The organism is uncultured Campylobacter sp. (genome assembly GCF_938045345.1).
GTDB lineage: Bacteria > Campylobacterota > Campylobacteria > Campylobacterales > Campylobacteraceae > Campylobacter_B.
Genome location: NZ_CALIMS010000008.1, coordinates 19,567 through 44,127, shown reverse-complemented (window position 1 = coordinate 44,127; position 24,561 = coordinate 19,567). Strand labels below are relative to the sequence as shown.

Below are 24,561 nucleotides of genomic sequence, written 5' to 3'. Positions count from 1 at the left end.
GCTGCGTGATGAGCCACAGAAGCGGCGAGAGCGAGGATAGCTTTATCGCGGACTTCGCCGTCGCGATGAATACTGGCCAAATCAAAACGGGCGCGACCTCAAGAAGCGAACGCAACGCAAAATACAACCGACTGCTTGAGATCGAGCGCGAGACGGACGAGTTTTTGGGAAATCAAATTTAAAATGTTTTTTAAAAAAAAGTCCAAGCGGGGCTTAAAAGGCGGCGCGCAGCGCACCTATACGGACGGAGCGGATTATACGGACACGCAAGGCGGATATTCAGACGCAGACTTTGACGAGGACGATTTTTTTGACGATGATGAATTTTATAGCGATGAAGATTTTAGCGGAGGCTTTAGCGAGGTAGGGGCTGGCTTCCGGAAAAATCGCAACGGAACCTCACACAGCGTAGACGAAACAGGCTCTGCCTCTGAAGCCACAAGCAGCAGCTCTAATTTAAGTGGTAAAAGCTCCGCTGCAAACGGAAACTACGAAGGCAGCACGCAAGCAGACGCGGGCTTTTACAGCGCGGAATTTATTGGGGGCGGCGATTTAAAGAGTGCAGAATTATACGCGAGAGAAAATCACTTTCCAAACGACGCGGATTTTGCGGCTCAGAGCGTAGAGCATGGCTTTAATGGCACGGGCTTTGCGGCGCAAGACATAAATTATGCCACGCAAGGATTTTCTTTTATGCCGCAGAACGCAGATCCTGCCGCTAAAAAAGCTTTAAAAAAGCGTAAAAATTTAAAAGAACGGCTGAATTTTATCAATCCGTTTTCACCGCTTAAGCAGATTTTTGCAGCTCTTGCGCTGATCGTCTGCGTTGTTTTTGCAGGCATCTTCGTGGGTGATGTGCTATTTGGCAAGCGATCGTTTGAAGTGCTGCGCCAGCTGCAAAAAGAAAAGGCGTTTTTATTCACCGACGTCGAGCGGCTAAAAGAGGAAAACGCTGAGCTGCAAAAGCTTTATTTAGAGCGTCGCTCGCTCGATCCGGACCTTAAAAAATGAGAAAAATTTCTTTGCTAATTTTAGGTCTTTGCGCTTTTTTAAACGCTGAGAATTTAAATGGCGCAAATTCAAACGCTACGAAACCTAGCATCGTCGCGGTAAAAGAGCAAAATTCTACCGATTTGGCGATTAAAGAGCCAAAAACAGGTGCGCAAAGCCCAAACGCTAAAAAGCAAGCTGTAATGAGACCTGAAACATCTAAAAGTCCTACCGCAGCAATCCAAAAAAGCGCCGCAGAAGCTAATTCTAGTATTAAAGCAAGCGCCGCCAAAAAAGCCGTGAGTGCACAGCTCTCGCAGACCGAAAAAAAAGCTCCTGGCCCCAAAGCGGGCATCGACGCTCCTTTGCAGGTCATTAAAACGGAGCTGAACTCTTCTGTGCAGCCTTCAGTTGCGACGCTTCCGCCTCCTGATGAGTTACCGATCGTGCCAGAAGTAAGCGAGCCAAATTCTACGATAGCGCAAAATTTCAAGGCGGTACAGAATTCTACAGCGCAAAATTCTACAGTGCAAAACTCCACTATGCAACAAAACGCGCAATCTGCTCCGCAAAATTCCAATCCGGCGCAAAGCTCTGCCGCCACGCCGCAAAATACGCCCGCGCCTAAAAATTTCACGCAGCAAACCTTTGCGCTTCCCTCCGACGCCCTTACGATCGAAAGCCTGATCGTGCGATATAGGGACGACGACGGGGTCTTACACGAAAAGATCGTTGATATCAATCGCTCGATTGATTGGCACGATGATTTCGTGCTAAGCGCGAGCGCCAAACCTGCACTACATAGGGCACTGGACGTCTCGGTTACTTCGACTGATCCAAATTTACAAAAGCAGGCCTCGCAAAGTGGCATCACGCCTAGCTTCGCGCCGCGTTTGGAACTGCCGCTGGAAACGCTTAAATTTGACGATGGACTAAAATTCGTCATTCGCAAAGACAGCGTGCAGCTCATCACCGCAGATGATTTCAAAAGCTCCGACGCAAACGCTTCGGGCACGCTTGAAGCGGAGTTTTGGCGCCAAGAGATCCCACTTAGCGGCGCGAGCTTTGCTGTAAATATCGGCGGCTTTAGCGATATTAATGTCACTAAAGAGGACGGCTACTACCGCATCGGCGTGCGCTCGCATGAGGGTAACCTCAGCATCAGACGCAAAGATGGCGGGTATTTGATCTACAAAAATTCTAATTAAGGAGAGACTATGACACATTTAGAGATTATGAAATTTCGCCACGCGTGCAAAATTTTTGACGAGAACAAAAAAATCGGTAAAGCCGATTTTGACGCCATTTTACAGGCAGGCATCTTAGCACCTAGTTCTACGGGGCTAGAGCAATGGGACTTTTTGGTTGTGCAAAACAAGGCGTTGCGCGAGCGGATCCGCGAAAAATCGTGGAATCAGCCGCAGATCACCTCTTGCTCACATCTGGTCGTGATTTTAGCAAAGATCAAGGACATAAAGCTAGGAAGTGATTATATCGAGCGAATGATTACGCGTAAAAAAGATGAAGCGCCCAAATATATCGGCGACAGGCATAAATTTTATCAAGATTTTTTAAGCGGTTATTTTCACAACGACGATGAGGAGCTATTTAATTGGTCGCACGCGCAGTGCATGTTCGCAGCACTTGCGATGATGAACGAGGCCGCAAGTCGCGGCATCGACAGCTGCCCGATGGAGGGCTTTGATCGCGCAGCGCTAAATGAAATTTTAGGCATCGATTGGAATGAGCGCCGCGTGGCGCTACTCGTGCCTTTCGGCTACCGCGTAAATCCGCAGCCGCAAAAGATCCGCCGCAGCATGGATGACGTGGTAAAGTGGATCGAATAAGCTAGCAAGCGCTTTTGAATCGCTAAGCTTGAGGCGCAGTAAATTCCAAACCGAGTGCGAAAGCGCGGTACGCGCATTTTTAGGAATTTACCGCGCTTTAGCCTTTTTCTCGCCCGCAAATCTTGTGCGGCGAGATTTAAAATTTTTTAGTATCTCAAAATAAAATCTATCTCAATAAACATACAGCTGCAAAACGACTTAAATTTTAAGACGGGATTTTAAAATTTCATCGCAAAATTCTAAGATACGCGCAAATTCTTAGCGGGCGCAAGAAAAGTTAGAATTTTTTGCTAAAATTTTGCGAAATTTACATAAGCAGGATCAAAAATGAAACTTCCCAAACAGCTTTTAGATCGTTACGGCGCCGAGCGTCAAAGCGCGGGCGAGGCGCAACGGACGGCGAATGAGATCGCCTTTGCGCCGGTGGTCTTTCAAGTCTCGCGGCTGATGAAAAAATTTGGAATTTTAAGCGCGCTTCATGAGGCGCGGGACGGACTAAGCATAAGTGAGATCGCGCAGAAGACCTCGCTTAGCGAATATGCCGTAAAGCTGCTTTTGGAAAGTTCGCTTAGCATCGGCACGGTGCTGCTGTGCGGCGAGAAATTTAGGCTCAGCAAGGCGGGGTATTTTCTGCTTACCGACGAGCTCGTCGGCGTGGATATGGACTTCATCCACGACGTGTGCTACGAGGGGCTATTTAGGCTTGAAGAGACGCTAAAATCAGGCAAACCAGAGGGGCTAAAGGTTTTTGGACAGTGGGCTACGATCTACGAGGCGCTTTCGCATCTGCCGCCGCATGTGCGCAAGAGCTGGCTCGCGTTTGATCATTTTTATTCGGATTTAGCGTTTGAGCCCGCGCTAAAGATCATTTTCTCGCGCAAGACGGATAAAATTTTAGACGTAGGCGGCAACACGGGGCGCTTTGCTAAGCGGTGCATAGGCTACGACGAAAATGTGCGCGTCACGATAATGGATCTTGCGGGGCAAATTTCGATGATGAAAGACGCCGTCGCAGGCGCGCGCGGAGCTGAACGTATAGAGGGGCTTGCAGCCGATCTGCTAGATCCCGCTACGCGCTTTCCGCGCGGCTTTGACGCGATCTGGCTTAGTCAGTTTTTGGACTGCTTTGCAGAGGAGCAGATCGTAAGCATCCTCTCGCGTGCAGCGGAGTCGATGAGCGAGCAGGCGCGGCTTTATATTTTGGAGCCGTTTTGGGACAGGCAGCGCTACGAAACCGCCGCGTATAGCATGACGCAGATCAGCGTGTATTTCGCCGCGATGGCAAACGGCAATAGCAAAATTTATCACTCGGACGATATGATTAAATTTGCTCAGCACGCGGGACTTAAAATTTCACAAATTCACGACGGGCTGGGCGTCGGACACACGCTGCTGTGCTGCGAAAGGGCGCGATGATGGATGCGCGAAGTTTAAGCGCGCGGCTAAATAAGCCGATTAAAATTTTGCTAGTGCTTTTTGGAATCGGAATTTTGGCAAACGTAGCGATGGAATTTTATGCGGAGAAAAAACGCGGCGAGCTAGAGCGAAATTTCTGCGAAAGCAAACAGGTGCGAGATGCGCTAGCGCGGATAAACGAGGGCGCACCACGCAGGATCGACGATGCTACGATTTTAAAAGGCGCCGCATGCGAAGAGGGTAGCTTCATATACGACTACGCGCTAAATAGCTCGCCAAATTTAGACCTTAGCGCGCTGGATGCGGGCGATGCGGAAATTTTAAAAGAGATGCTGTTTGCCAAGGCGAAGGCCAGCTTTTGCAGCACGGAATTCTCGCAGCGTCTGCGGGAGCTCGGCAAAACGATGGTGTTAAATTACGAAATAGAGGGCTTGCCGCCGATACGGCTAAAGCTTGATAAAAATAGCTGCGCGCGGTGAATTTTAAAACCCAAGCGAGGCATTTGATTAGCCGCGTTTTGTGCGGCGGCACATTGGCGGCTGACACATCTGCAAGTTTGTGAACAGGCTCATGCTTTGACGCAGAATTTATGTGAGCAGGTCGCGGATAAAATTTAGTAAGATTTCATCGCAGCAAATGCAGCGTAATAAATCCTAAAATTCTGACTCAAAATCTATGATGCTGTTTCAAATAAAATTCCGCGCAATTTATAGAATTTCGCGCGAAAGCTTTACGCGGTGTTTGCGCTGCTACACAGATATAATTCCGCGTGAAATAGTGAAATTTTAATGAAAAACGCCAATGGCCGAATCTGACGCAAAATTAGATCGTGGCTCAAAAAGGACTCGGCGCGTTTTAGCGCTTTGTGGCGACGAAATACACGCTGATCTGCGTCATACTATACGCGGCGGCGCTGTAAAAGCTAAGCAGAAATTTTAGCATGTTGCTTTTGCACAGGCGAAATCAAAAGCGAAGCGGATAAATTTTAAACGAATGCTGCGCGGGCGAGCAGGCAAAGGCTCACGCCACGCTAAATTTTAAATCTCGCGCAAGCGCTACTTGCAGTCGCTAGGCTTAAATTCTACCCTTATAAATTCTTCGCCACTTTTTATCTTATAGCTCCATATCGCGCTGTTTATTAATGGATGCATTACCTTCATCTGGTTGCAAAAAATTTGCTTATTTTGGCTATCTATGACATTTTGTATCACGGTTTTTTGATCATTTCCGACACTGTCAAATTTCATCCCCATGCCGTCATTTAGCTCGTAGTTATAGATGAAGCTGCCATCCTTGCACTCGGCGCCCGTTAAAGTGGTAATCTCGTCGACTCGCATCGGCGCACTCTTATTGATACCTTCCACAGCCGCTTTGAGTTGGACATTATCGCAGCTTGGTGCCGCAAAAAGCGCCGCGAAAGCAAACGGAAGCAATAAAACTTTTTCATAATTCTCTCCTTAAAAAATTTAGTAATGACATAAAAATTAATATTAATCGGTGCTTTAAATTTAGGGCGAATTTTTGGTGCTGCGAATATGGAATTTTATGCAAGCGTAGCAGCGAACGCGAAAAGTTTATTTGCGGAGCTTAGCCCTAAAAAACGTAATTAGGCAGTATGTCAAAGTGCGGAATTTATTGGCTCGCCGCACTTAAATACAAACTGCTGAGTTAAATTTCATAGTGCATTTTACGGAATTTACCCAGCTTGCGGGATTAAATTTGATGCCTGGAGCGCTGGCAAACTCGATATCAAAATCCAATGCCCCAAATGAGTAAATACCGCAAGAAAGCGCGTCTATGGGAGCTTTAAAGCCATGCTAATTATATCGCAGAGCTTTAGGCGCAACGATCCGCAAGTGCGTGTCGTAAGATCGCCGCGACAAATTTTACCACAAGACGGCAGGCAAAAATAATCGACCAGATGCCACTTACCACGCACAAAGGCGCAAGCGCGATTAGTTATCGTTGATTACGTCCAAAATCTCTCTAGCGTGTACGGCGTAATCATTCGCCATAGATTTTTGAAAGATCCCGCCGATCTGCGCGTATGAGCCCTGACCGCCACCGAAGAATTCCTCCTCGCCGAAGTTGCGCTCGTTTACGGCGATATTTTGGTTGTAGATCGGCTTTCCGTTTTTAAACATTTTTAGGCGTAGATTGTAGCGCACATAGGGCTTTGCCGAAACGTCGATGCCGTCGGAGCTGTAAAAGCCAAAGCCGAATGAGCTAAGCTCAGGCGCGATAACGAGCCCTTTACCTTGCAGCGCTTTTTCGTCGTCGGTAACGCTTACGCGCCTTAGGTAGGTGCCAAAGAAGCGCTTTGCCTCGCCTGCGACGAACTCGCCGACATCGATTTTAAGCTCATCGTCTCTGCCTAACTTCGAGCTTGCGGCGTAGCTTTTCGTCCCCATTAGCTCACTAGGGATATAAATGAGCGCGCTTTGCATGGCGTTAGTCGCGCTTATAGTATCGTCAAACGGCGCCACATCGGCGTTTTGATTAAACTGCGCTTCATATGCACAACCGCTAAAAAGCGCGCAAACTATTGCGGCTAGAAAGAAATTTTTCATTGTTTGCTCCATGTAAAAATTTTTGTAATTCTACCCCGCGGGTCTAAATTTTACGCTGAAACGGGCGGAATCGCTCTTCAATCCAAGCTAAAAAATCGCCTAAGCTTTCGCTTAAACGTGTCTTTTGGAATTTGCGTATCGCCGAAATCATCGCTCCAAATTTCGTTTTTATCAGTGAAATAGGTAAAATTTTGCCAATGCGGGATGAAATTTATTTTCTGCTCCACGGTTATATTTTTGTCTTTGCAATACTGCAAAATTTCATCCAGTTCGCGCTTTGAGTAGATGTTTATCAAAAAATAGTTGCGATTTTTAAATTTAATCACGACATTTTTATTTAGCAGACTTAGCGGCTCTTTGTTTTTAATCAACATAAAAATTTTAAATGGCAAAACAAGCAAGATAAAATTTATCGTATAGTATAAAAATAGCGCCAGTTTGCCGATATGCACTCCAATAGATGATTTTTTATAAAGCTCGTAGGAGGTAAAGTAGTGAAATCTACCGAAGCTATCCATAAGCTCTGAAAGCACGCAAAAGCTTATTTTCTCTATATCCGTAAGATTGCATATTTTATTGGGCTCTGTACCTTGCATGAAATTATAAAATAGCTTGTCATTATAAAACGTAAAATAAGAGGCTTGGAAATTGCATTTTACGTACCACCATATCTGTGCGATGAATAGCACTACGGCGCACAATACCATAAACAAATCGTCGCCTTTTATAATATCCATAAAAGTGGCATTAGTCGTATATGCAGAGTAAAAAAGCACTATGGATAAAAATAGGCTTTTTTCTTGAAAATATACCGCCCTATCTATAATTTTGATCGGCTCTTTGTCGTAATCCCTCATAAAATTCCTTTTCGATATGATTTTTGACGAAGCGCATTTTATCACCGCCTCGCTTTCGACGCGTTTAAGAGCGTAGGATATTTGCGGAGGCGCTTGCGGCGAGGCGAGTTGCGACGAGCGGCGATCATCCTCACTAAGCGGACGGACAATGTGGATCTTTGCGACTAATTATGGGGCTTTCAGACACAGAGCGAGCTTGTTTGCGACTGCTTAGAGGACTACTTCGAGTACTGAGCGATCTCATCTGCGACTGCTGAGGACGGAATTTTGCTCGAATCCAGCCCAATCTCGCCGTGAAATACTCGCGCGGCATCCGCCTTTGCGCTTCGTTTACGTTTAGTTTTACCCAGACATCCAGCGGGTCTATTTTACGCTGAAAACCGAAAAATTTTACGCCTTAATGTCGTAGCTGAAATTTTTCAAAAAATATATCCGTAAAGCTTCGCGCTCGGCGCGGCTAGGACGGATGCAAAAAAATACCGCCGCGCCCGTATCGTCCCTCCCGCGCAGTAGCAGGCAGTCGCGCAGTCGTAGCCCCGCTCGTCCGTCTAGCCTTCGCGCGACGACGAGCTTTGAGGCGATCAAAATCGCAAAAATGCCTGCCGCTGCATAGATCGCAGCTTCGACAAGGCCGAATTTGATCGTCAAAAACACGCCCGCGGCGTATGCGAAAAGAAGCAAGAACTTTAAAATTTCTTGCAGTTTCAAAAACCGTTCGTAGCTTAGAAACGGCACGCGAAACGTCCGCACGAGGCCGAGCGACGGCTCTATTAGATCAACGCATCCAAGCATAAGATCGTATTTGTCTAGCCCTCTGCGAAAGGATATTTTAAGCTCGTCAAATTCCATGCGCGCCGCCTCTTTGCTGCCACTTCGCAGATAAAGTAACGCTAAAAACACAAAAACAATCGTCAGGCTAGGTTTGGCTCGCTGCGAGCGTAGCAGGCTGTCCGTGTAAAACAGCTCCCCCGATCCACCGATGTCCAAAGAGATAAAAATGCAAAAAAACGCAAGGATAGAGGCGGAGAAAATTTTATAAAACGTATCGTCGCAGATGAGGCTGAATTCGGGCTTTTGCATTAGTTTTTATATAACGGCGCGTCGGTGATTTTAAATCTAAATTTATTGCCCGCGCCGGTAAATTTCACGAAGCTCGCTACGTCAAATTCCTGCTGCGGCGCCGTTAGCGGCGGCTTAGCAAGGATCTCGAAGCTTAGCCCCGCGTAGTTGAAAAACTTGCCGCAGCGCCGAAAGCCGTGCCTGCCGTAGAATTCTATGCGGCGCAGGCGCTGCGCGAGGTTGGGCGCGTCCTCGTGCGGCGGCTCGACGTCAAGGACGATTTGCGCACGTGGATTTTGCTCGGCGATGAGCGCGAGTAGCCTTGAGCCGATCCCCAGCCCGCGAAATTTCGCATCGATGCCGAGGTAGGCCACGTAAAAAATCTCGCTCTCTCCGCCGCTTGGAATTTCACTCTCATCGTAGCGCAAAATTTCGCTTTCTACGGTACCTGACGAAATTCTGCCCTCTGCGGCGCTTGATGAAATTTCATCCCTTCTGGCGCTTGATAAAATTTTGCCGCCCGCACCGCAAATCAAACAGTCTGCGTCGATCGAAATTTTGCTATCTGCGCTCGCGTTTAAAATTTTATCGCCGCTCAGAGACTGCGTTTTTTGACTTGCGATTTCGCCGCTTGCAACGCTAAAAAATTTTGCCTCGTCGCTTAGAATTTCATCCTCTGCGCCGTCAAATGCGCCGTCAAATTCCGCGCCGCTATGGGCTTTGGATTTTAAAATTTTATCCGCATTGAGGCGAGGCGGCGGCTGTTTGTGGTGCGAAATCACGCGCTTGTAAGTTTGCTCGGTTCTATAGACGCAAAACCCAACCAGCTCCTCGCCGCTTAAATTTTGCGCTGCCGCGTTTGAATTTTCGCCTGTCGCCGCGCTGGAATTTTTACTTTCCAAGCTGGATTTTTCACACGTCGCATTAGATTTTTTATCCGCCGCGTCGCGATTTTCGGAACTCAAAGAGGTTAATTCTGCCGCGCCGCAGTCGCTCGCATCGGAATTTTTACTCGCAGCATCGCGATCTTGGCTAGCTTCGCCGCAATCCCGCTTTGCCGCGCAAAAATCCTGCTTCGGCGCGCATAAATTTTCGCTCGACGCATGATGTTTATCTGCCGAGCCGCCGCCCAGGGCGCTAAAATCCTCGAATATCGCCGCGATTTCAAGCTGTCCTTTGCTCGACATTTTTAAAAAATTTTTTATGCTGATACGCTCGATTTCGGGGAACGCCGCGACATTGATCGCCTCTATGCGCACGATCAGTGCCGAGTCCTTGCCGATACGCTCAAGTCTCATTTGTTCTCCTTGTCGCGATAGGCCTACCGCGTAAATTTAAAATTGCCCGCCTAGCTCGCGGGAATTTCATCGCTTGGCCCTTAAATTTAATGAAATTTCACAAAATTTAAGGGCGCCCCTCTAAATTTAATCCTCGCCGTAAATTTGCTTCAAATTCCCCAGCGTCGCGCTCGCGTTTAGCAGTAGCGCATCGGCGATCGCCAGTCGCGCCATCGCGGTGGCTACGACGCTGCCGCGCACGGCGATACACGGATCGTGCCGCCCGCGCAGCTCGCAGACCGCGTCCGCACCGTGCACATCCACGCTGCGCTGCGCCATAAAAATGCTCGGAGTGGGCTTAAAATGCGTCGCAATCTCGATAGGCGCGCCGCTACTTATGCCGCCCAAAATTCCGCCTGCGTTGTTACTTGCAAAATTTGCGTCGATCTTGCCGCCGTTGGTACGGATCGCATTCTTGCTAGCGCACATAAAATCGCTATTTTCGCTGCCTTTTAGCGTGCTTGCCTTCACTCCTGCGCCGATCTGCACGGCCTTTACGCCGTTTATGCCCATCAGCGCGCCCGCAAGCGCCGCGTCTAGCTTGCCGTACAGCGGTTCGCCGAGCCCCGCAGGCACGCCCGTAACGCGAGTTAGCACGCAGCCGCCGATACTATCGCCGGCATTTTTAACGCTTAGAATTAGCTCCTTCTGCGCGCTCTCCGCAGCGGGATCGAGCGCGAAAATTTCGCTGTTTTGCGCAAAATCAAAATTTAAATCTTTGGCGTAAATTTCGCCCACGCCGCAGATTCCGCTTTTTACGGAAATTTTAAAGTGATCTAGCAGGATCTGCGCAAACGCTCCCGCAGCCACGCGCACGGCGGTTTCGCGCGCGCTTGCCCGTCCGCCGCCTCGGTAATCGCGCAGTCCGTATTTGGCAAAATATGTAAAATCGGCGTGTGCGGGGCGGAAAATATCCTTTAGATTTTCGTAGTCCTTTGAGTGTTGGTTTGCGTTGCGGATGATAAATCCGATCGGCGCGCCGGTGCTGCGACCGTCAAAAATCCCGCTTAAAATTTCGATCTCATCGGCTTCTTTGCGCGGCGTAGCGTATCTGCCGCCCGGTTTGCGGCGATCAAGCTCGCTTTGGATATTTGAAAGCTCGATCTCCACGCCAGCCGGCAATCCGTCCAAAACGCCGCCTATCGCCGCGCCGTGGCTCTCGCCGAAGGTGCTAAGGCGCAATCTCTCGCCGAAGGTATTCATAGCGCGTCTCCTTGATCGCCGCCGCTTTGTTTATCCGTATCGCGCCCGCTTCGCTCATTGCTTTTTTTAGCGCTCGGCGTGCCGCCCGATGTGCCGGCGCGATCGCTTTTTTTGCTACCATGCGCCCGTCCGTTGCCGCCTCGTGAGCCTTTTTTGCCGCCCTGTGCGCAGTTCGCGCCGCTTTGTGCGTCGCCGCATGCCGTTTGCTCGCCATTTTGCGCGTCAGTGCCGTGCGAGGCGCCGTTTTGTAAAAGCTCGAGCGCGATTTGCGCGCATTTTTGCTCGGCCTCTTTTTTGCTCGCTCCCACGGCGGATGATAGCCGCTTGCCGCCTACGAGCGCCGCCATTTCAAAGCTTTTTTTATGATCGGGGCCGCTCGAGCCTAAAAGGATATATTCGGGCGTGACGCCGAATTTTGCCTGCGTGAGCTCTTGCAGCGCGGTTTTGTAGTCTCGCACGAGCTCGTTAAAGCTGATGCGCGGATAGAGGATTTCTAAGATTGCGGTCGCGATGCGGGCGGTGTTTTGCAGCCCGCTCTCAAGATAGACGGCGCCCATTATCGCCTCAAAGGCGTCCGAAAGCAGCGATGGCTTCTCGCGTCCGCCGTTGCGCTCCTCGGACAGCGACATATTCAGGTTCTCCCCGATGCCCAAAAATTTTGCAAATTTAGAAAAGCTGCTTTCGTTCACGAGTGCGGCGCGCAGCTTGCTCAGATCGCCCTCGTCGCTACTAAATTTTTTGAAAAGATACTCGCCCACGATTAGATCCATCACCGCATCGCCTAAAAATTCCAGTCTCTCGTTGTTATGTCCGTTTTTGGCGCTTTTGTGCGTAAGAGCGATCTTGAGGTGGGTTAAATTTTTAAATTTGTAGCCCAGTTTTTCTTGTAATTTTTCTAAATTTTGCATCTTTGCCCTTTTTTATAAAATTTTACGAAATCAGTGGCGGTCCGCACGCAAACGGCATCCGGTGCGAACAAAACCTACGCAAGCGAAACGAACGCGAGCAAGCACAGCCCGCGCTAAATTTGTATTAACGCCGAATGAAACGCGCTAGCGCCAATCTGCGGCGAATAAAATTTAAACGTAGCCCGCTAATTCTAACGCAAACCGCGCTAAGGCTCACTTGCCGCAAACGAAATTCTCGCCAAAAACACACTCGCCGCGAATACAGTCGCACCAAAGCCTGCTCACTGCTAACGAAATTTCCGCCAAAGCTCGATTGCGTGAACGAATGCGCTAAAACCGGCGGCGATAAAATTTACGCCGAAGCGGCTCTGCGTGCAAAGCAAACGCGGGCAAATCCATGCTTAATCCGCGCAACCGCGAGCTTTGTCGTAGAATTTCAGCCTTTTATCGCTTCTGCAGCCGCGCGAGCCATAGCGTCGCACTCCTCGTTTTGCGGATGACCCGCATGCCCCTTGACCCAAGAGGCCTTGATCTCGTGAGGCGCCGCCGCCGCAAGGTATCTGCGCCACAGATCTGCGTTTTTCTTGCCCTTGAAATCGGTAACGACCCACTTTGCGAGCCAGGAATTTATCGCCTTAACGACATACTCGCTATCGGTAAAAAGCTCGACGCGGCAGGGCTGCTTAAGCGCGCTAAGCCCCATTATAGCGGCCGTTAGCTCCATTTGATTATTAGTCGTCATCGCTTCCGCGCCGCTTGCCTTTTTTATCGCGTCGCCGTATTGCAAGATGTAAGCCCAGCCGCCTGCTCCAGGGTTTCCGAGACAGCTGCCGTCGCTAAAAAGTTTGACCGATTTCACCGGTTTTCTCCGAAATTTGCGCTCTGATCTCCATGCTGCCTAGCTCGTAGCAGACCGGGCAGCGGTGTGAGAAAAGCCCCACCGAGCTTTTGCACTTCGCGCAGGTGTAGCTAAAGCTAAGCCTTGCGTCCTCAAAGCCCGCGTCTTTCATAGCCATAAGCGCGTTGATCTCAAAAATTTTACTCGCGCTCTGCGGCTTTTGATCGCTTTTTCCAAGCGCATAAAAAAGCGCGTTGTACTCCGCATCCTGCGTATTTACCGCCGCAGGGAAATCATAGATCAGATCGATTGCCTGCTCGATCGGCGGGAAGCGGTCAAAGCCCTCCATAGGCTCTTTGTTTTTGATAAAAAGCTCCATGCAGAACCGCCCTGCGCCTTTGAAGTTTAGCTTTGAAATTTTGGCGATCTTTTTATTAAACGGCGTATTCGCGTCGTTTGCGATGATCTGGGCGCGCTCGAACTGGCTTTGGGCGTATACTTCGGCATCCTGTTCGCGCAGCGCGTCAAGCACCTCAAGCGCCTCATTAAAGCGCTTCAGCCGCTCATAAATCACCGTAAGATGCGTAAGAGCCTCTTTGTTTCTCGGGCGCAGCTTCAGCGCCTGCAAAAACACCTCTTCGGCGCGTCCCAAAAAGCCCGCTTTGAAATATACGATACCGAGATTGGTGAGGATAAACTCCCTCTGCACGCCGCCGCTAGCCTTACTTAGCGCAATTAGATAAATTTCTATCGCACGCTCGAAGTCGCCGCTTTTGACGAAAGAGCTAGCTAAAATTCCAAGCGTCGGGATGTCTATTTGCGGGCTTGCCAAAAGCTGTCTGTGCTCGGTGCTAAGCGCGTCTAGGGTGTCAAATTTTTTGATGAAATTCTCTAGGCTCTGCCTCTCGTTTTTTTTAGAAAAAACTCCCCAAATGTAGCTTAGAATCGACACTAGCAAGATTATGCTTATCAGCATGATAAGCCCGAAAATCGGGTCGCGATCGTCTAAGAAAAAATTATCCAAATCAAACCTCGTCGCAAAAATAAAGGGCAATTATAGCAAAGTGCGGGTATAATTTCGCTTATGATTAAAAACGAAAGCATAGAAAATCTGCTGGCCACCGTAGATATCGTAGACGTCGTAGAAAAATATGTCCCGCTTAAGCGCAGCGGCGCAAATTTCGTGGGCGTTTGCCCCTTCCACGACGATTCGCATCCGAGTATGAGCGTGAGCTCCAAGCTCGGAATTTTTCACTGCTTTTCGTGCAAAGCAGGCGGCAACGCGATTAAATTTATCCAAGATTACGAAAAGATAAGCTTTCCCGAAGCGGTCGAAAAGCTTGCGGGGATGTATAATTTCGCGCTGCAATACACCGGTGCCAAGGTGCAGGAGCGCAGCGAAGAGAAGAAGGTGCTCGGGATTTTAAACGCCTATTACCAAAGCTGCCTTTATCAAAATCCTACCGCCGTGAAATACCTGCACGATCGCGGACTGAGCGATCAAAGCATTCGCAAATTCGGCCTTGGCTACGCAGGAGCTAGCGCGCAGACGATCAGGGTTTTGCAAAACGAAGAAATTCCGCCGCAAGACGCGCTAAATGCGGGCGCGGTGAAGCAAAACGAGCGCGGGCTCTACGCTAGCTTCATCGAGCGCATCACCTTTCCGATCTACAACCACGCAAGCAAGCTCGTGGGCTTCGGCGGCCGCACGATAAGCGATAATCCCGCCAAATACGTCAATTCGCCGCAGTGCGCGCTGTTTGATAAATCTAAAATTTTCTACGCATTCGACCTTGCGAAAAAAAGCGCGATCGCTAAAAAAACCCTCATCATCACCGAGGGCTACATGGACGTTATCATGCTTCATCAAGCGGGCATCGATAACGCCGTAGCGGTGCTCGGCACGGCGCTGACGCCTGCTCATCTGCCGCTCATAAAGCGCGCGGAGCTTAACGTCGTGCTTAGCTTCGACGGCGACGCTGCGGGCATCAATGCGGCGATAAAATCGGCGCGGCTTTTGTGCCTGAATAAGATCGACTCAAGCGTCGCTATAATCGGCGGCGGTGCCGATCCTGCGGATATGATTGCGGCGGGCAAGGTGCGCGAGCTAGAGCAAATTTATGCTAGCGGCATGGAGAGCGGGGAGTTTCTGATCCGAAGAATCGCTAAAAAATACGACCTCGCCCGTCCTATGCAAAAAGAAGCGGCGCTAAATGAGATCAAAGAATTTACCGCAGCGCTCGGCCCCGTGCTCGCCGAGTCCTATCAGAGCCTAGTGGCGCAAATTTTAAACGTCTCGCCCGCTTCGTTTAATCTCTCTAACGGCGGTAAAAATTTCGGCGCGGGCTTTGAGGGGCAAAATTTTAACGAGAGCGAAAGCTTCGGCTCTCGCGATTTCGGCTCTTACGAGGGGCGCGACGCAGACGGCAGGGGCGGTGCAAGCGGGAGCTTAAACGGCGGAAATTTTGATCGCACGCAAAACACGGCGCGCTACGAAAGCTCTGCGTCGCCTGCCGCTTCGGCGAGGCTCGGGCGGACGCTACTGCGCCGCAAGGAGATCGCGGAGCTTCAGATCATAAAATCGATGCTGCTTGATGGCGAGATGGCACAGCTCGGGCTTGGCTGCTTGGAGCGGCGCGATTTTCGCATGCACGGCGATATTTTCGAGGCGTTTTTGGCTTTCTCTCGCAGCGGCGGGAATTTTAAAAATTTCATCGCAGGCGAGGGCATCAATGCGAATAGTAATGTAAGCGAGAATTTTACCGCAGGCGGCGCGGGAGAAAATTTTATCCGTAGCGAGAGCGTGAATTTAAAAAGCGGTGAGAATTCTATCGAGCAAAATTTTATCGGGCAAGGCTCCGCAGGCGCCGTAAATTTAAAAGGCTCCTCCGCGCAGCAGGGCGCAAACGGCGGCGAGAAGCAAGACGTAAACAACGTCGCAAAGCAGGGCGAGAGGGAAGCCGCAGCTCAAAATGCTCAAAACGCCGAAACCGAAGCCTGCGAAAATCTGCGCGCGCTTGCGCTGGACGATGAAATTTTGCCGATCGGCGGTACGGCGCTTTTTAATGACGCGTGCAAAATTTTACGCCGCAACGCCCTGCAAGATCTGATGCAAAAGCTCAAAAACTCCGACGCGCCCGACAAGATCGAGCGAATCTTGGAGTATCAAAAAAAGATCAATCAACTCAAGTAAAGGAACGAAATGAAGGCATTGGCGCTCTTTAGCGGCGGGCTTGATTCAATGCTCGCGGTCAAACTCATCGTCTCGCAAGGCATCGAGGTGCTCGCGCTGAATATGGATATCGGATTTGGCGGCAAGGACGATAAGAGCGAGATCATGCGCCGCAGAGCCGCAGCCGCGGGGGCGGATTTTAAAAGCGTCGATATCAGAAGCGAATATCTACGTCAAGTGCTTTTCGAGCCCAAATACGGCTACGGCAAGCACTTCAACCCCTGCATCGACTGCCACGGATATATGTTTAAGACCGCGCTTGCGATGCTACAAAGCGAAGGGGCGAGCTTCATCATCACGGGCGAGGTGCTCGGACAGCGCCCGATGAGCCAGCGCGCGCAGGCTCTAGCACAGGTCGGCGGGCTTAGCGGCGATGAGGAGGGGCTGATCCTGCGTCCGTTGTGCGCGAAGCTGCTGCCACCCACGACGCCTGAGATCAAAGGCTGGGTGGATCGCGACGCGCTGCTTGACATCAGCGGGCGCGGGCGGGTTAGGCAGATGCAGCTGGCGGCGGAGTTCGGCTTTGAGGATTACGAAATGCCCGCAGGAGGCTGCCTGTTGACCGTGCAGAGCTTTAGCGAGCGGATCAAGGATGCGGTAAAATTTGAAAAGATCGAAACGCCCGCGGACGCTGAAATTTTAAAATTCGGACGCCATCTGCGCCTGCCGGGCGGCGCGAAGCTCATAATCGGGCGAGATGAGAATGACAACAAAAAGCTTGCCGCAGTGCAAAATCCAAAATTTAGCGAGATAAAATTTAAAGATGGCGTCGTGGGCGCGCTAAGCCTGCTAAGCAGAGGCGCGAGCGAGGCGGATAGAAAGCTTGCGGCGAGGCTGGCGCTAACCTATGCCAAAACGGACGCCGCGCGCCGCTACGCTCTGCTCATAGACGGCAGCGAGCTGAGCACAAGCCCATTTGAGAGCAAGGATGCCGCCCGCGAGTATTTTGTATGATAAGCCATGTCAATAAATATAGGGATTGGAGTGCAATATGAAGCTTGAACGTTTTCCCGGTATAAATATTATAGTTGAAGAAAAACGTGTTGTTTTTGAATTAAAAATTAAAAACCAAAAATCTGTATATATGTGCCACCCATTTACAAATAACACTGGAGATATTGCGTTTGTTGATAGCATAAAATTCTTAGAATTATGACGTAATAGTAAAATTGATGTAGATAAAGAAATAAGCAATAAAACGGAAGATGGTTGGCGAGACGATTACAAATATAGTTGGGCAGAAGAGGGCTTTAACGGGGTCTTGGTAATCCTGTGCCATTGGCTAGAGTTTGTTGTTATTCTGATGAGTATTATGTACCAATAAAAGCAAGATGTATTCCGTTTTTTAAAAGGAATATGTGAAAGAAATAAAATACGCTTGTTCATTTTCTGACGGAATAACACGTGCTATTTGGCTGCTTTCTAATGGAGTGAAATCATTTCCAGTACATTTAAGCTCTTCCGATGAGACAAAAATATTGGCAAAATTTGCAGGTATTACAGAAAATTTTTATTATATAAAGACAGAAATCCAAAGTGAACTGAATTTATGGGATAAGAAATGATATATAAAATTTTAGTCATAAATTTATAGAATTTTAGTTAAAATCCTTTCACCAAAATTTCGCGTAAAAGCTCTGCGAAAATGTCAAATTTAGGAGAATCCTTGAAGCTTCAAATGTCCTTGATGTCGGTTGCCTGCGTCATAATCATCCTGGCTGGTCTTAAAGCCGCGCAGGCTATCGTCGTGCCATTTTTGCTAGCTATTTTCATCACGGTGCTCGTCTCGCCGCTGGTGCTTTATGTCCAAAAGATCCGCGTCGGGCGTGTTTTTAGCTTCCTCATCATTACTTTCGCTTTCGTAGCGATTATAGTGTTTTTCGGTGCGGTCATCTTTGATGCGATCAAGGAATTTTCAGCGCGCCTGCCCGAGCTTCAAGCAAAATTTGAAGAGGTGCTAGGAGGCGTGAGCGCGAAGCTCTCTCGATTTGGCATAGAGCTTAACGCCGCAAGCCTAGGCATCGATCCGAGCGAAGCCGCCGCGCAGCTATCTGCACTACTGCGCAAAACAGGCTCGATAGTCTCGACGGGATTTTTCATTTTTATAATGGTTTCATTTATGGTCTTTGAAAGCTCCGTAATCGACGAAAAAATCCGCTATTTTTCGCAAAGTAGCCGCGCTACGCACACTTTCGTGAAGAAATTTGCCTCCAGCCTCAAAAAATATCTACTAATCAAAACTATCGCTTCAGCTTGCACTGGCGCGCTCATCGGACTTGGGCTGTGGGCGCTCGGAGTTCCTTATGCTGCGCTATGGGGGATTTTAGCTTTCGTGCTAAATTTTATTCCTACGATAGGCTCGATCGTAGCGGTCTTTCCGACGCTTTTCGTGACGCTAGCTACGATGGATATAAGCTCTAGCATCTGGACTATCGCAATCTATTTAGTCGTAAACGTAGCGATCGGAAATATCATCGAGCCACGATTTTTAGGGCAAGGGCTCGGGCTTTCAACGATCAGTGTGCTTGCAGGACTACTGCTGTGGGGCTTCGTGCTTGGTATCGGCGGGCTATTTTTGGCTGTGCCGCTTACGATGAGCTTGCAAATCGCGCTTGCCTCAAACGACAAAACACGCTTCATCGCGACTCTATTAAGCAACAAGGTCGAAAGATAAAGCGAAATTCCGCGGAATTTTAAAATTCTATAAATTTTAGCTTGAGCGCGCTCAAGAGTATTTTTGTCTCTTTTAGATAAAATCCGCCCCAAAGGATTAAAGATGACGAGTGAAAAATTTATTTACGAAGTAAACACGGTGACGAAATTTATCCAAATTTACTGCGACGATAAGCACACGGACGCGCCCAAAAAAGATGGCGCCGTGCTTCATGACTACAAAGACGATAAGGGGCTAGTGCAGACGCACTTTCATCTCTGTAGCGACTGCGAGCGAATGCTACGCTATGCCTACGCGCGCCTTGGTGCCTGCCCGCATACCGAAAAGCCGCGTTGTCACCACTGCCCGCATCCGTGCTACGAGCGTGAAATGTGGGTAAATATGGCTAAGATGATGAAATATAGCGGCATGAAGCTAGGACTTACAAAGATCAAAAAGCTTTTTTCGTTTAAAAAAAGCTAATTTGTGCGGGCAATTTAGTTAAAGTTTGCGGGTAAAATTTATCTCTGCAAACCCGCTTCATCTCTACACAAAAAAGTATAAAAAAGCAGCGTGAGAAGAAGCACAAAAAGATATAAAAATCAATCAAAATGCTAAATTTTAGTGCGTAAAATTCTGCCTTGCAAACGCAAATCCTCCGCAATCCTTGATAATAAATAATTAAATTTGAGTTTATAGTTTTAAGTTAGAATTGTGCCCAATCAAAGGAGAAAATATGAAGGTCATTACCATCGCGGTCGTTAACGGCAGGGTCGTAAACGAAAAGGAGCTGATCGCGGGCATCATCGACTACGACGATTTTACCGCAGTCGCCGAGCAGCTTCGCAAAGCGCTGAAATCCTCTTATTTTACGGCCAACGAGCATGCTAGAATTTATAAAAAAATCAGCGCCGAGACGGGCTTTAGACGCGTGCGATTCGACTACAAACCGTATAAAGATAAAATTTCAAACCTCATCGCCCAAGGCTACACCGTCAAGGCGATCTTAAAAAAGATCGGCGAGGAGGACGAAGCGTTCAAAAACGCCGTTACTGCGCCCGGGCTTACGCACTTTATCTCCGTGACGTTCAAAGATGAAAAAACAAGACTTCGCGCAACCGCCAAAAAAAGCGAAGATTTCTTATACGCATATCGCTTCGAGATTAAGAAAATGCACTTCCAAGGCGTTAGCAATAAAGAAATTTTAAAGCATATGAAATCTCAATACGAAAAGGATTTTGCCAAAGTAAGCGAGCGCGATCTTGCCGCTTTTATCGAGGCAAACGCCGTGCTTGATACCGACCGCAAACTCTCGCTGTATAAAAAGCCGAGCCTTTATGATCCGCATTTTAGCGAGATTATGAAGCTTTACGCAAGCGGTATGCGCGTCTATGACATATGGAAGACGCTTAAGGCCAAATACCCCGAGCTAGCCAAGCTTCAAGCGCCGAGCCTTTATCAGTTCATCGCAAATAACGCCCTTGGCAAAGCCAAATATATGCAAAAAGACTGATATGCCCACGCTTCTTTCAAATTTTACTTTCAAATTTAAAATTTCGCCGCGATAAAGATCGATGAAAGCCGGTGAAATTTCGATGAAAACCTGCGTCATTCTCTGCGGCGGCAAAAGCTCGCGTTTCGGCAGCGACAAAACGCTGTTTCCATTTCGCGGGTATCCCAGCATGACGCACTTTCTTTTCTCGCGCCTAAGCCGCGAGTTTGAGCGGGTTTTCGCCTGCGCCAAAAGCTCTAAATTTAACCCGCCGCTTCCTATGATCTACGACGAATTTGAGGAATTTTCGCCGATGGGCGCGCTATATTCGGCGCTAAAGCCATTTAGCGACGAGCGCATTTTTATCATCCCCGCCGATATGCCATTTGTAGAAATTTCCACTATTCGCGCTCTTAGCGAGCAGGAGGGACAAATTTGCGTGGCGGGCGACGAAGCGCATAGACACAGCCTGTGCGGATTTTTTGACGCAGCTCTCGCTCCGCGCGCGCTTGAGCTCTACCACGCAGGAGAGCATAAGATCGGCGCACTCATCGGATCTGCAAATTCCAAAGTGCTAAATTTCAAAAACAAAGAGCAGTTTTTAAATATAAATTATCAAAACGATTTAAAGGGCGTAGATGAAATTTAAAGCTTTAGCGCTCGCGCTTTGCGCCATGAGCCTAGCCGCGCAAGATCTATCCGAGCTATACGCAAAGGCTAGCGAATACGAGGCCAAGGGCGATTACAAAAACGCGATGATCTATTACAAAAAGATCGCCGCGGCAAATCTAGCGGAAAGCGGCGAAAAGTCGCGCCGAAATTCAGCAAAAAATTCTACCTCGTCCGCAGAAAACCGCGCTTCGCACGATGATACCGCCGTTTTAAACTCCGCTGAGTCGCAAAATTCTGTCGCACAAAATTCCGCCGCGCCAAAACCTGTCGAGCCACATTCCACTTCGTCAAATTTCGCAGACGCAGGCTCAGCTGTGTCAGACTCCGCGTCAAATTTAGAATCATCAAATTCCGCCTCGCTATCTCAGAATTCCACGACATCGAGTTCTGCGATGCAGGACGAACGGAATTTTCTAGCGCAAAATTCCGCGCCGCAAGGCGAGCAAAATGGCCGAAATTTCGGATTTTTAGGGCTTAAATACTACGAGCCGATCTATATGCTCTTTACTCATGATTTTAGCAAAAAATCCGATCGCAAGGCGGATGAGCTACATTTTGAGTTTAGCTTCGAGCGCCCGATTACCTACGACGCGCTGGGACTTGGAGAGAAAATTTCATTCGCTTACGCGCAAAATTCCTGGTGGCAGATTACGCAGGATAGCGCCCCTTTTCGCGAAAGCAACTATCGCCCAGAGCTCTACGTTAGCGCGCCGGTACCGTTTGCGGACGAGCTAAAGATAGGCGCCATGCACGAGTCAAACGGCAAGGGCGGCGAGGAATCGCGCTCATGGAATAGGCTCTACGCGCAAAGCACGTGGAGCGCGGACGGATTTTCGATCACCCCCAGAGCCTGGTATGCGTTTTGGCTGGACCGCACGAACGAGGACATCGCGGATTATATGGGCTACGGCGATCTGCGCGCGTCATATACCTTCGGCAAGCAGCGACTCAGCGCTCTGTGGCGAAACAACCTCCATTTTGACGGCAGTAACCGCGGCGCGATCGAGCTGAACTACAGCTTCCCGATCTTTAACAGCGGATTTTACGGCTATCTGCGCTACTTTGGCGGCTACGGCGAGAGCCTCGCGGACTACAGACGCAGCGTCAATAAGATCGGCATCGGGCTTTCGTTCGTAGAATTTTAATGCCTTCTGCACCGAGTTTCGGGCCAAATTTGAACTCATGACTCATTGTGCGTCTTAAAATCGCACCAAATTTCAACCGCTTTTAAATTTCTTAGAAATTAATATTGTTTTAGCTAAAATCGCAGATTAAATTTTAAACAAAAGGATCAAAAAATGGCACAAATTCAAGAGGCCGAGCTCATCTGGAAAGACGGCAAGCTAATCCCATGGGCGGAAGCCACTACTCACGTTTTGACGCACTCTTTGCACTATGGAAACGCCGTATTTGAGGGCGTACGCGCTTATAAAACCGATAAAGGCTATGCGATTTTTCGCTTGGATGAGCACACTCGCAGGCTTGAAATTTCGGCAAAACTCTGCCTAATCAAGCTTCCGTTTAGCTTCGAGCAGCTCCGTCAGGCTCAGATCGACGTCGTCGCAAAAAACCGCTTCGATCAGACCGTATATATCCGCCCGCTAGCATACTTCGGCTATGGCTCGATGGGCGTTTCGTCCAAGGACTGCTCGGTAAACGTCATCGTCGCAGCGTGGCAATGGGGCGCGTATATGGGCGAAGAGGCGCTACGCAAGGGTATCAAAGCCAAAATTTCATCGTGGATAAAGCCGGCGCAATTTTCGATGATGGCAAAAGCCAAAGCGAGCGCGAATTATTTCAACTCGCAGATGGCAAATTTCGAAGCGGTTGATGCGGGATACGATGAGGCGATACTACTCGATCCTCAAGGCTTCGTCGCGGAGGGCCCTGGCGAGTGCCTATTTATCGTAAAAAATGGCGTCATCATCACTCCGCCGAACGACACCAGCTTAGAGAGCATCACTCAAAACTCGGTCATCGAAATCGCGCGCAGCCTGGGCTACGAAGTCCGCAGAGAGCGCATCGCTCGCGATCAGCTCTATGCCGCGGACGAGGCGTTTTTCACCGGCACCGCCGCGGAGGTCACGCCGATTAGCAACATCGACGGCAGGATCATCGGCAAGGGCGAGATGGGCGAGATCACGAGCCGCTTGCAAAAGGCGTATTTCGCGGTAGTCACGGGCAAAGACCCTAAATTTGAGCACTGGCTCACCTACGTTAAATAAGGACGCGCATGCCAGCGGATTTGAATGATTATTTTAATAAGAAAAACAGCGACAAAAAAGGCGGGAATTTAAATTTTAAAATTCCTAATTTCGGAGGGATGGGCAAGTTTAGCGGCGTGCTTTACGTGATAATCGCGCTAATTGCGCTGCTCGTGATTGCAAAGCCCTTCGTCACGATCCAATCGGGCGAGGTGGGTATCAAGTCAAATTTAGGCAAATACGATCCGACGCCTCTTGGCGCGGGACTTCACTTTTTCGTGCCGTTCATACAGGACGTATTCGTCGTAGATACTCGCACGCGTATCATCAACTACACCAGCAGCGAAGATATGAGCGCGGGTATCGCTACTAAAAGCGGCACCGCGGGCGGTATCATCAGCAAAAACTCGCTCTCGGTGCTAGACTCGCGAAATTTGCCCGTCAGCATCGACATCACCGTGCAATACAGGCTCAATGAAGCCACGGCGCCCAACACGATCGCCGAGTGGGGCTTTTTGTGGGAGGATAAGATCATCGATCCGCGCGTAAAGGACGTCGTGCGTAGCGTCATCGGCAACTATGCCGCCGAGGAGCTGCCTACCAAACGCGATGAGATCGCTAAAGCGATCGACGACGGCATCCGCAAAAATATCGAAGCACTGCCGAATTCGCCCGTAGATCTGCTAGCCGTGCAGCTTCGCGAGATCATCCTACCGGCGAAGGTAAAGGAGCAGATCGAGAGCGTGCAGATCGCCAAACAGGAGGCTGAGCGCACTAAATACGAGGTCGAGCGCGCAAATCAAGAGGCGCTTAAAAAGGCTGCTCTTGCCAAAGGTAACGCAGACGCCGTCAAAATCGAGGCTCAAGGTCGCGCCGATGCCGCTAAGATCGAAGCCGACGCGCAAGCCTACGCCAACAAAGAGGTCGCAAAGAGCTTGGACGCAAATCTTTTAAGCCTCAAGCAGATCGAGACGCAGGCTAAATTTAACGAGGCGTTGCGCGAAAACAGCGACGCGAAAATTTTCCTAACGCCGGGCGGCGCGGTGCCTAATATCTGGGTCGATACGAAAGATAAGGCGAAGCAAAGCGCCATCGAGCGGGAAAATTAAAATTTCAGGCGGTTATACGCCCCGACTTCGCAAACTAAATTTGATAGCAAGTCGCTCCTAGCGCATAAGCCTAACTCGCGGTTTTGTGAGTTAAGCTTAGCGGCGAGCGTGAAAGCTTGTGATAAACGAAACTTGCGCCCGTTGCGGCTTAAGCTTAGCGGTCGCTTAAAATTT

Annotated in this window: 24 protein-coding genes and 2 pseudogenes; 17 read left to right on the top strand and 9 right to left on the bottom strand. The window is 49.3% G+C overall.

All coding sequences use genetic code 11. The features are described 5' to 3' along the window. The 6 genes and pseudogenes from eno to Q0144_RS02605 form a co-directional block, all read left to right on the top strand. Window positions 1-182: pseudogene (eno, locus tag Q0144_RS02630) on the top strand (phosphopyruvate hydratase); the annotation flags it as partial. Window position 183: 1 nt separating this feature from the next. Further along, window positions 184-1,011 carry a hypothetical protein gene (locus tag Q0144_RS02625; protein WP_297988461.1) on the top strand — a complete coding sequence of 276 codons (828 nt, stop codon included), beginning with the start codon at window positions 184-186 and terminating at the stop codon, window positions 1,009-1,011. Continuing rightward, window positions 1,008-2,198 (top strand): hypothetical protein, encoded by a 1,191-nt coding sequence (locus Q0144_RS02620; protein ID WP_298061446.1) that lies wholly within the window; start codon window positions 1,008-1,010, stop codon window positions 2,196-2,198. The genes Q0144_RS02625 and Q0144_RS02620 overlap by 4 nt, the downstream gene beginning before the upstream one ends. A gap of 9 nt (window positions 2,199-2,207) precedes the next feature. Continuing rightward, the gene (locus Q0144_RS02615) at window positions 2,208-2,837 is read left to right on the top strand and encodes an NAD(P)H-dependent oxidoreductase (RefSeq protein ID WP_298061444.1); all 630 of its coding nucleotides are present in this window, start codon (window positions 2,208-2,210) and stop codon (window positions 2,835-2,837) included. A gap of 327 nt (window positions 2,838-3,164) precedes the next feature. Next, window positions 3,165-4,253: a class I SAM-dependent methyltransferase gene (locus tag Q0144_RS02610; protein WP_298061441.1), complete on the top strand. Its 1,089-nt coding sequence runs from the start codon at window positions 3,165-3,167 to the stop codon at window positions 4,251-4,253. Continuing rightward, the gene (locus tag Q0144_RS02605; RefSeq protein WP_298061438.1) at window positions 4,253-4,732 is read left to right on the top strand and encodes a hypothetical protein; all 480 of its coding nucleotides are present in this window, start codon (window positions 4,253-4,255) and stop codon (window positions 4,730-4,732) included. The genes Q0144_RS02610 and Q0144_RS02605 overlap by 1 nt, the downstream gene beginning before the upstream one ends. Before the next feature lie 576 nt (window positions 4,733-5,308). On the opposite strand, the gene Q0144_RS02600 is transcribed toward Q0144_RS02605, so the two are convergent. From Q0144_RS02600 to Q0144_RS02560, 9 genes and pseudogenes are all read right to left on the bottom strand, one after another. Beyond that, window positions 5,309-5,617: a hypothetical protein gene (locus Q0144_RS02600; protein ID WP_005871465.1), complete on the bottom strand. Its 309-nt coding sequence runs from the start codon at window positions 5,615-5,617 to the stop codon at window positions 5,309-5,311. Between the two features lie 591 nt (window positions 5,618-6,208). Continuing rightward, window positions 6,209-6,823, bottom strand: coding sequence for a hypothetical protein (locus tag Q0144_RS02595; RefSeq protein ID WP_005871467.1), 615 nt, complete (start codon window positions 6,821-6,823; stop codon window positions 6,209-6,211). Window positions 6,824-6,900: 77 nt separating this feature from the next. After that, the gene (locus tag Q0144_RS02590; protein ID WP_298061436.1) at window positions 6,901-7,680 is read right to left on the bottom strand and encodes a hypothetical protein; all 780 of its coding nucleotides are present in this window, start codon (window positions 7,678-7,680) and stop codon (window positions 6,901-6,903) included. Between the two features lie 390 nt (window positions 7,681-8,070). Continuing rightward, window positions 8,071-8,760, bottom strand: coding sequence for a hypothetical protein (locus Q0144_RS02585; protein WP_298061434.1), 690 nt, complete (start codon window positions 8,758-8,760; stop codon window positions 8,071-8,073). After that, complete coding sequence (locus Q0144_RS02580) at window positions 8,760-10,037, bottom strand: GNAT family N-acetyltransferase (protein ID WP_298061429.1); 1,278 nt, start codon at window positions 10,035-10,037, stop codon at window positions 8,760-8,762. Before Q0144_RS02580 ends, Q0144_RS02585 begins: the two co-directional genes overlap by 1 nt. A gap of 126 nt (window positions 10,038-10,163) precedes the next feature. Beyond that, a complete protein-coding gene (gene aroC / locus Q0144_RS02575) occupies window positions 10,164-11,279 on the bottom strand; it encodes a chorismate synthase (RefSeq protein WP_298061427.1) in 1,116 nt (371 codons plus the stop codon). A 245-nt stretch (window positions 11,280-11,524) separates the two neighbouring features. After that, window positions 11,525-12,187: pseudogene (rnc, locus tag Q0144_RS02570) on the bottom strand (ribonuclease III); the annotation flags it as partial. A gap of 436 nt (window positions 12,188-12,623) precedes the next feature. After that, entirely contained in the window at window positions 12,624-13,046 is a 423-nt protein-coding gene (gene rnhA / locus Q0144_RS02565; RefSeq protein ID WP_291938667.1) for a ribonuclease HI, read from the bottom strand. Further along, window positions 13,024-14,049, bottom strand: coding sequence for a tetratricopeptide repeat protein (locus tag Q0144_RS02560; protein WP_298061423.1), 1,026 nt, complete (start codon window positions 14,047-14,049; stop codon window positions 13,024-13,026). Before Q0144_RS02560 ends, rnhA begins: the two co-directional genes overlap by 23 nt. Before the next feature lie 60 nt (window positions 14,050-14,109). Between Q0144_RS02560 and dnaG the strand changes: the two genes are divergently transcribed. From dnaG to Q0144_RS02505, 11 genes are all read left to right on the top strand, one after another. Continuing rightward, a complete protein-coding gene (gene dnaG / locus Q0144_RS02555; protein WP_298061420.1) occupies window positions 14,110-16,218 on the top strand; it encodes a DNA primase in 2,109 nt (702 codons plus the stop codon). A gap of 9 nt (window positions 16,219-16,227) precedes the next feature. Then, a complete protein-coding gene (locus Q0144_RS02550; RefSeq protein WP_298061418.1) occupies window positions 16,228-17,211 on the top strand; it encodes an argininosuccinate synthase domain-containing protein in 984 nt (327 codons plus the stop codon). A 37-nt stretch (window positions 17,212-17,248) separates the two neighbouring features. Beyond that, window positions 17,249-17,413, top strand: coding sequence for a hypothetical protein (locus tag Q0144_RS02545; RefSeq protein ID WP_297897552.1), 165 nt, complete (start codon window positions 17,249-17,251; stop codon window positions 17,411-17,413). A 202-nt stretch (window positions 17,414-17,615) separates the two neighbouring features. Continuing rightward, the gene (locus Q0144_RS02540; protein WP_298061416.1) at window positions 17,616-17,822 is read left to right on the top strand and encodes a hypothetical protein; all 207 of its coding nucleotides are present in this window, start codon (window positions 17,616-17,618) and stop codon (window positions 17,820-17,822) included. Window positions 17,823-17,923: 101 nt separating this feature from the next. Continuing rightward, a complete protein-coding gene (locus Q0144_RS02535) occupies window positions 17,924-18,931 on the top strand; it encodes an AI-2E family transporter (RefSeq protein ID WP_177387122.1) in 1,008 nt (335 codons plus the stop codon). Between the two features lie 102 nt (window positions 18,932-19,033). Continuing rightward, window positions 19,034-19,393: a nitrous oxide-stimulated promoter family protein gene (locus Q0144_RS02530; protein ID WP_298061414.1), complete on the top strand. Its 360-nt coding sequence runs from the start codon at window positions 19,034-19,036 to the stop codon at window positions 19,391-19,393. Between the two features lie 253 nt (window positions 19,394-19,646). Then, window positions 19,647-20,423, top strand: a complete 777-nt coding sequence (locus tag Q0144_RS02525) for a hypothetical protein (RefSeq protein ID WP_298061413.1) — start codon at window positions 19,647-19,649, stop codon at window positions 20,421-20,423. Between the two features lie 61 nt (window positions 20,424-20,484). Then, entirely contained in the window at window positions 20,485-21,051 is a 567-nt protein-coding gene (locus tag Q0144_RS02520) for a molybdenum cofactor guanylyltransferase (protein ID WP_298061411.1), read from the top strand. Further along, the gene (locus tag Q0144_RS02515) at window positions 21,041-22,219 is read left to right on the top strand and encodes a phospholipase A (protein WP_298061409.1); all 1,179 of its coding nucleotides are present in this window, start codon (window positions 21,041-21,043) and stop codon (window positions 22,217-22,219) included. Before Q0144_RS02520 ends, Q0144_RS02515 begins: the two co-directional genes overlap by 11 nt. A gap of 153 nt (window positions 22,220-22,372) precedes the next feature. Next, window positions 22,373-23,299 carry a branched-chain amino acid transaminase gene (locus Q0144_RS02510; RefSeq protein WP_298061407.1) on the top strand — a complete coding sequence of 309 codons (927 nt, stop codon included), beginning with the start codon at window positions 22,373-22,375 and terminating at the stop codon, window positions 23,297-23,299. Window positions 23,300-23,307: 8 nt separating this feature from the next. Continuing rightward, window positions 23,308-24,387, top strand: coding sequence for an SPFH domain-containing protein (locus Q0144_RS02505; RefSeq protein WP_297942190.1), 1,080 nt, complete (start codon window positions 23,308-23,310; stop codon window positions 24,385-24,387). The last annotated feature ends 174 nt before the right edge of the window (window positions 24,388-24,561 follow it).

Bases quoted from the DNA above. Each gene is read 5' to 3' on its own strand.
- Q0144_RS02545 (WP_297897552.1), top strand. From the start codon at position 17,249: ATGAAGCTTGAACGTTTTCCCGGTATAAATATTATAGTTGAAGAAAAA.
- dnaG (WP_298061420.1), top strand. From the start codon at position 14,110: ATGATTAAAAACGAAAGCATAGAAAATCTGCTGGCCACCGTAGATATC.
- Q0144_RS02595 (WP_005871467.1), bottom strand. From the start codon at position 6,823: ATGAAAAATTTCTTTCTAGCCGCAATAGTTTGCGCGCTTTTTAGCGGT.
- Q0144_RS02580 (WP_298061429.1), bottom strand. From the start codon at position 10,037: ATGAGACTTGAGCGTATCGGCAAGGACTCGGCACTGATCGTGCGCATA.
- aroC (WP_298061427.1), bottom strand. From the start codon at position 11,279: ATGAATACCTTCGGCGAGAGATTGCGCCTTAGCACCTTCGGCGAGAGC.
- Q0144_RS02585 (WP_298061434.1), bottom strand. From the start codon at position 8,760: ATGCAAAAGCCCGAATTCAGCCTCATCTGCGACGATACGTTTTATAAA.
- Q0144_RS02525 (WP_298061413.1), top strand. From the start codon at position 19,647: ATGAAGGTCATTACCATCGCGGTCGTTAACGGCAGGGTCGTAAACGAA.
- Q0144_RS02550 (WP_298061418.1), top strand. From the start codon at position 16,228: ATGAAGGCATTGGCGCTCTTTAGCGGCGGGCTTGATTCAATGCTCGCG.
- Q0144_RS02520 (WP_298061411.1), top strand. From the start codon at position 20,485: ATGAAAGCCGGTGAAATTTCGATGAAAACCTGCGTCATTCTCTGCGGC.
- Q0144_RS02625 (WP_297988461.1), top strand. From the start codon at position 184: ATGTTTTTTAAAAAAAAGTCCAAGCGGGGCTTAAAAGGCGGCGCGCAG.
- Q0144_RS02515 (WP_298061409.1), top strand. From the start codon at position 21,041: ATGAAATTTAAAGCTTTAGCGCTCGCGCTTTGCGCCATGAGCCTAGCC.
- Q0144_RS02620 (WP_298061446.1), top strand. From the start codon at position 1,008: ATGAGAAAAATTTCTTTGCTAATTTTAGGTCTTTGCGCTTTTTTAAAC.
- Q0144_RS02590 (WP_298061436.1), bottom strand. From the start codon at position 7,680: ATGAGGGATTACGACAAAGAGCCGATCAAAATTATAGATAGGGCGGTA.
- Q0144_RS02610 (WP_298061441.1), top strand. From the start codon at position 3,165: ATGAAACTTCCCAAACAGCTTTTAGATCGTTACGGCGCCGAGCGTCAA.
- Q0144_RS02505 (WP_297942190.1), top strand. From the start codon at position 23,308: ATGCCAGCGGATTTGAATGATTATTTTAATAAGAAAAACAGCGACAAA.
- Q0144_RS02510 (WP_298061407.1), top strand. From the start codon at position 22,373: ATGGCACAAATTCAAGAGGCCGAGCTCATCTGGAAAGACGGCAAGCTA.
- Q0144_RS02605 (WP_298061438.1), top strand. From the start codon at position 4,253: ATGGATGCGCGAAGTTTAAGCGCGCGGCTAAATAAGCCGATTAAAATT.
- Q0144_RS02615 (WP_298061444.1), top strand. From the start codon at position 2,208: ATGACACATTTAGAGATTATGAAATTTCGCCACGCGTGCAAAATTTTT.
- Q0144_RS02530 (WP_298061414.1), top strand. From the start codon at position 19,034: ATGACGAGTGAAAAATTTATTTACGAAGTAAACACGGTGACGAAATTT.